This window comes from Mesorhizobium sp. M5C.F.Ca.IN.020.32.2.1 (assembly GCF_004023105.1).
Taxonomy (GTDB): domain Bacteria; phylum Pseudomonadota; class Alphaproteobacteria; order Rhizobiales; family Rhizobiaceae; genus Mesorhizobium; species Mesorhizobium wenxiniae.
Genome location: NZ_RZSX01000400.1, coordinates 1 through 5,536, shown reverse-complemented (window position 1 = coordinate 5,536; position 5,536 = coordinate 1). Strand labels below are relative to the sequence as shown.

Sequence of the window (5,536 nt, the reverse complement as noted above, 5' to 3'; positions counted from 1 at the left end):
GGAACGAGGCCGCCGTCACCTTCTCGATCACCGACGACGGACCGGGTTTCCCTCCCGAAATCATCGACCGCATCGGCGAGCCCTATATGTCGACGCGCCAGGGCACCGAGGCCGGCGGCGGCCTCGGACTGGGGCTTTTCATCGCCAAGACCTTGCTTGAACGCTCGGGGGCCACGCTCTATTTCCGCAATTCCAACGAACCGGGCGAGGGCGCCGTCGTGCAGATATCGTGGCCGCGCAGCGTCTTCCTCAACCCTGAATCGGCTTCGGCCACCATGTTTGACACGGCTTGAATTGGACAATAGCGCTCCAAAACTATATCTGCGTAAAAATCGGGCAGCAGGAATTTAGAAGACGATGAACGGCGACGAAACGATTGGCGCAATGGTTGAAGGCGAGGACACCTCGCTGCTGATCGTCGACGACGACAAGCCGTTCCTCACGCGCCTTGCCCGCGCCATGGAAACCAGGGGTTTCGTAGTCGAGACCGCCGAGAGCGTCGAGGAGGCGGTGGCCAAGGCGCGCGCCAACCCGCCCGCCTATGCCGTGGTCGACATGCGGCTCGCCGACGGCAACGGCCTCGACGTCGTTGCCGCCATCCGCGAGAAGCGCGATGACGCCCGCGCCATTATCCTCACCGGCTACGGCAACATAGCCACCGCAGTGACGGCGGTGAAGCTGGGGGCCATCGACTACCTGTCGAAGCCGGCCGATGCCGACGACATTTTCGCCGCACTTACCCGCACGGCGGGCGAACGCGCCGCACCGCCTGAAAACCCGATGTCGGCCGACCGCGTGCGCTGGGAGCACATCCAGCGCGTCTACGAAATGTGCGACCGCAACGTCTCCGAGACCGCCCGCCGGCTTAATATGCATCGCCGCACGCTGCAGCGGATACTGGCCAAGCGCGCGCCGCGCTGACGCCTGACCGAACCGAAGGTTCGTGTCGGCGAATGGCGGAATCGATTTTCGCTGGGGATCACGCGCAAACTCAAAGTGCTACAGCGTGCTTTGCGCGCCCCAAAGGTTGCGCGGCGCTGTAGAGACTTGCCCCTGCCATTGGTGTTTGCGCATCATGGCATCGGGTGATGTTGGCCCTGCCCGGCGGGTAGGCGACGCGACGGAGACGACATGCAGGACCAGAAGCAACGGCCGGTCTCCATTTTTCGCGAATTCCTCGACAGCGAGGCGGCAGGCGGCATCGTCCTGATGGCAGCCGCGGCACTGGCCCTGATCGTCGCCAATTCGCCGCTGGCCGAAGCCTATTTCGACGCCCTTCACGCCTATCTCGGACCGCTCAGCGTATCGCACTGGATCAATGACGGCCTGATGGCCGTGTTCTTCCTGCTGGTCGGCCTGGAGATCAAGCGCGAGATGCTGGATGGCCAGCTCTCGACCTGGCCACGGCGCGCCCTTCCCGGCATCGCCGCCGCCGGCGGCATGCTGGTGCCGGCACTTGTCTATGTCGCCATCAACCGCGACAACCCGGCCGCTCTTTCCGGCTGGGCGATCCCGACCGCCACCGACATCGCGTTTGCGCTCGGCGTGCTGTCGCTGCTCGGCAGCCGCGTGCCGGGGTCGCTGAAGGTATTCCTCACCGCGCTCGCCATCATCGACGACCTCGGCGCGGTCATCATCATCGCGGTGTTCTACACGACCGGCCTGTCGCTCGCCTATCTCGGCGCCGCCTTCGCGGTCATTGCTCTGCTGATCGTGCTCAACCGCATGAAGGTGCTGACGCTGGTGCCCTACATCCTGCTCGGTGTCGTCCTGTGGGTGCTGGTGCTGAAATCGGGCGTCCATGCCACGCTCGCCGGCGTGGCGCTGGCCATGACCATACCTTTGAAAGTCTCCCCGGGCATCGGGCATGATCTCGACCATTCGCCGCTGCACCGGCTCGAGCACTGCCTGCACAGAATAGTGCCGTTCGTCGTCATCCCGATCTTTGGCTTCGCCAATGCCGGCGTTTCGCTCGCCGGCCTGAGCGCAGCCGCCCTGGTCGAGCCGCTGACGCTGGGAGTCGCCGCCGGCCTCGTCGCCGGCAAGCTGGTCGGCGTGTTCGGTTCTTCCGCGCTTGCCATCCGGCTCGGCTTCGCCGACCTGCCGGTCAATGCCGGCTGGCTGCACATGATCGGCATTTCGCTGCTCTGCGGCATCGGCTTCACCATGAGCCTGTTCATCGGCCTGCTCGCCTTCGCCAGCAATGTCGAGCTGCAGGACGCGGTCAAGGTCGGCATCCTCGCCGGCTCCTTTATCGCCGCGATCCTCGGTGCCGCCGTGCTGCTGGTCGCGTCGGCTGCGAATGGGGCGGACGAGGAGATGGAATAAAGCTGCCGCTGCGGTTTCCAGGCAGATGAGGGGCAGCGCGAAGGGGTAGGAAGGCACAAACTTTCCAGTGAGACTAACCGAAGCGCTCAAACCCCTACTCGCTCTCACCTTCCAGCGCCGGCACCGCCACGCCGGCGAGTTCCGCCGCGAGCAGCCGCGCTGCACCGGTCCGCGCGATCCTCAGCATCAGCGCCTTGCGTGTCGCCGCCGCCAGGCGGTGCTCGGGCGCATTGCGCAGGATTTCGGCGCCATAGCCGTCGGAAAGGATAAAACCGCATCCCTCGGGAAAGATCTCCGAGGGTACGCCGGGATGTGTGGCGAAGAAGAAGCGGTCCGAATGCAGCCGGTAGTCCGGCCATTTACGGTCGACCCTGAAATCCTCGATCGAGGATTTGATCTCGATGATCCAGATGTCGCCCTGCCGGGTCAGCGCGACGAGGTCGGCGCGGCGCCCGGTCGCCAGTGACAGTTCGGGCAGCACATGCGCGCCCATTTCCTTGAGCAGACGCTGCACGCCACGCCGCACGAGCATGGCGCGCTCCGACTGACGGCCGTCGATAAGCGGGTTGAGAGGGACAGGCGAGATGATTGGCATGGGAGCACCATGCCAGACTTTGTTCACGGTTTGAACCCGTTTCTTGACAAACCCAACGGGAAACAATCGATTACAGCGGAACAAATCAGCGCCAGTGGGCTGGCTGGAGGTCTGAGTGGGAATTGAACCCACTACGTCGGTTTTGCAGACCGATGCGTCACCGTCCCGCCCTCAGACCTTGTTGCCTCTATGCCTAATCCATCAGCGCTTAGTCAACCTGTCGACGCCCGGATGTCCTTTCTCTGGCCGATTATCCGGTTAGCAAACCCGGCCTTCAACCAACGGGAATCACGCCCTCCAGAGCAATGATCCTCGTCTTTGCACAGCGTTCACGGATAGCTTTAAGCCGGCTGTACTCTGGAGAGCCGTACCATGCCATGAGGGAGGCCATGTCCGGAAACTCGACAATGACCAGGCGATGAGGTTCCCAATCGCCTTCCAGCACTTTGGTGGCTCCGCCACGAGCGATGTACCGTCCCCCATAGCGCGCTTCGGTTGCTGGCACATCCCGGCGGTATTCCTCGAAAACGGCGGCATCGGTTATGTCTACATCAGCAATGAGATACGCTGCCATTGGCCCTACTCCTTGAAGAAAGCCAGTGAAGCAGCTCCATTAGCGGCCCCGCAACTAAGCCAGCGGTACTACGCCGCGGAGACGACTCGCGTTCTCCCCGGATTGGGCTAACTGTGCTCGTGGAGGCAGCTCTGGAAGGAGACGAACCATGCCGATGTATCTCACGCAATTCAGCTATACGCCCGAAACCTGGGCGCGCCTGATCGAAAACCCCGAGGATAGACGCGAGGCAGCCCGCACCTACATCGAGTCGGTGGGCGGAAAGCTGCACGGGTTCTGGTATGCCTTCGGAGAGCACGATGGCTGGAATCTATGGGAGGCGCCAGACAACGTTTCGATGGCATCTGTCATGCTGGCTATCGGTGCGGGCGGGGCGCTCAGCTCGTATGAGACCACCGTCCTCCTAAGCGTCGAAGAGACGATGCAAGCGCTTGGGAAGGCAAAGTCGATCCGGTATCGCCCGCCGGGGTCGTAAGCCCTCTTTGCGGCCTCGCGGAGTGTCGGAGGCTAGTCGCTCATGCAGCCGCGGAAGCGATTTTATCTCCAGCCTGCGCAGCCCCCGCAATATCCTCCAGGATCGGGCAGTCCGGCCGGTCGTCGCCGTGGCAGGCATGGATCAGCTTCTGCAAGGTCGAGCGCATCGACTGCAGCTCGCGCACCTTCTCCTCGATTGCCGTCACATGCGCGGCGGCGATCTCGCGCACGTCATGGCTGGCGCGGCTGCGGTCGTGGTAGAGCGCCATCAGCTGGCGGCAGTCGTCGATCGAAAAACCGAGATTGCGCGCGCGGCGCAGGAAAGTCCGCCGGTGGATGTCGTCGCCGCAATAGTCGCGGTAGCCGTTGCCGGCGCGCGCCTGACGGATCAGGCCGATCTCCTCATGGTAGCGATGGTCTTGGCCGGCAGGCCGGAACGCTGGGCGGCATCTCCATTCATGATGGGTTCCTTGACTTCCGGCGGCTCGGCGAGCCGCCCCATTGAATTTGCTACATAATCTTATGATCGCCGTTGCCGAAAAGCCACAGTTGAGGACTTACCGGCAGGTAAGCTCCTGCATATAGGCATCGCGCGCTTGGCAAGCAAAGCAAATGCCAGCATGAATGATGGCGACAAAGCGGCCGTCTCGAGCCGCTCTATTTCGGGCGGGGCATCGGACCTTTTCATGCGCATGAAGTCATTCGCAATCGTCGCCGCACTTGCGCTGTCGACGGCTATTGCTGGTTGCAGCACCATCGGCTCGCAGATATTCACCAACAACTATGGCCCGATGACCGATGCGGGCTATCAACTGCCGCGCATTCCGATCGAAAAGGTGCCGTTCAAGTATCGCCGGCAGGTCGTTAGCTACGACACCGATGAAAAGCCGGGCACCATCGTCGTCGATACGCAGAACAAGTTTCTCTATTATGTCATGGGCGGCGGCGAGGCGATGCGTTACGGGATCGGCGTCGGCCGCGAGGGTTTTGAATGGCGCGGCACCGCCCGTATCGCGGTGAAGCGCGAATGGCCGACCTGGACGCCGCCTTCGGCGATGATCAAGCGCCAGCCGGAGCTCGCCAAATTTGCCGGCGGCATGGAGCCGGGGTTGACCAACCCACTCGGTGCGCGCGCCCTGTATCTGTTCAACAAGGGCGGCGATTCGGGCTACCGCCTGCATGGCAGCCCGGAGTGGAACTCGATCGGCAAGGCGATGTCGTCGGGCTGCATCCGGCTGATGAATCAAGACATTATCGACCTTTACGACCGCACCTCGGTCGGCGCTAAAGTGATAGTCTTGTAAAAACTTTCATACGCGGACCGTCTAGGCAACAAATGGACGTCGCAGAACAGAAAACCGGGCACTTTGGCCCGGTTTTTTGTTATCGCGCCAGAACAATCGCTTCAGACTGCCGGCATCTTCTCCCCGTATAGTGACGGGGAGAAGGGGCTGGCCGCAACCTTGGCACCCTTTCCGCAACGCTGGAGATTGGCGACCCCTTGCGAAGGCGTCCTTCTCTCCGTCACTATACGGGGAGAAGTGCCCGGCAGGGCGATGAGGGGC

Annotated in this window: 7 protein-coding genes, 1 tRNA gene and 1 pseudogene; 5 read left to right on the top strand and 4 right to left on the bottom strand. The window is 62.6% G+C overall.

The features are described from left to right. From EOA86_RS19940 to nhaA, 3 genes are all read left to right on the top strand, one after another. Positions 1 to 293 (top strand): ATP-binding protein (locus EOA86_RS19940; RefSeq protein WP_164891845.1); only part of this gene is annotated, 293 nt, incomplete at its 5' end. A 64-nt stretch (positions 294 to 357) separates the two neighbouring features. After that, positions 358 to 921, top strand: coding sequence for an ActR/PrrA/RegA family redox response regulator transcription factor (locus tag EOA86_RS19935; protein ID WP_082982096.1), 564 nt, complete (start codon positions 358 to 360; stop codon positions 919 to 921). A gap of 210 nt (positions 922 to 1,131) precedes the next feature. Next, entirely contained in the window at positions 1,132 to 2,328 is a 1,197-nt protein-coding gene (gene nhaA / locus EOA86_RS19930; RefSeq protein WP_127210847.1) for a Na+/H+ antiporter NhaA, read from the top strand. A 94-nt stretch (positions 2,329 to 2,422) separates the two neighbouring features. Here the strand turns inward: nhaA and EOA86_RS19925 are convergent, their stop codons facing one another. The 3 genes from EOA86_RS19925 to EOA86_RS19915 form a co-directional block, all read right to left on the bottom strand. Next, positions 2,423 to 2,923 (bottom strand): MmcB family DNA repair protein, encoded by a 501-nt coding sequence (locus EOA86_RS19925; RefSeq protein WP_127210848.1) that lies wholly within the window; start codon positions 2,921 to 2,923, stop codon positions 2,423 to 2,425. Between the two features lie 104 nt (positions 2,924 to 3,027). Next, positions 3,028 to 3,101: transfer RNA gene (locus EOA86_RS19920), tRNA-Cys, on the bottom strand. Positions 3,102 to 3,197: 96 nt separating this feature from the next. Then, on the bottom strand, positions 3,198 to 3,497 hold the full coding sequence (locus EOA86_RS19915) for a DUF1330 domain-containing protein (protein ID WP_127317620.1): 300 nt from the start codon (positions 3,495 to 3,497) through the stop codon (positions 3,198 to 3,200). A 148-nt stretch (positions 3,498 to 3,645) separates the two neighbouring features. Here EOA86_RS19915 and EOA86_RS19910 point away from each other — a divergent pair, with 148 nt between their 5' ends. Further along, complete coding sequence (locus tag EOA86_RS19910; RefSeq protein ID WP_029347734.1) at positions 3,646 to 3,972, top strand: GYD domain-containing protein; 327 nt, start codon at positions 3,646 to 3,648, stop codon at positions 3,970 to 3,972. A 40-nt stretch (positions 3,973 to 4,012) separates the two neighbouring features. Here the strand turns inward: EOA86_RS19910 and EOA86_RS19905 are convergent. Continuing rightward, positions 4,013 to 4,431: pseudogene (locus tag EOA86_RS19905) on the bottom strand (MerR family DNA-binding protein). Between the two features lie 226 nt (positions 4,432 to 4,657). On the opposite strand from EOA86_RS19905, the gene EOA86_RS19900 reads away from it, so the two are divergent. Continuing rightward, complete coding sequence (locus EOA86_RS19900; RefSeq protein ID WP_029347736.1) at positions 4,658 to 5,275, top strand: L,D-transpeptidase; 618 nt, start codon at positions 4,658 to 4,660, stop codon at positions 5,273 to 5,275. Positions 5,276 to 5,536 lie beyond the last annotated feature (261 nt).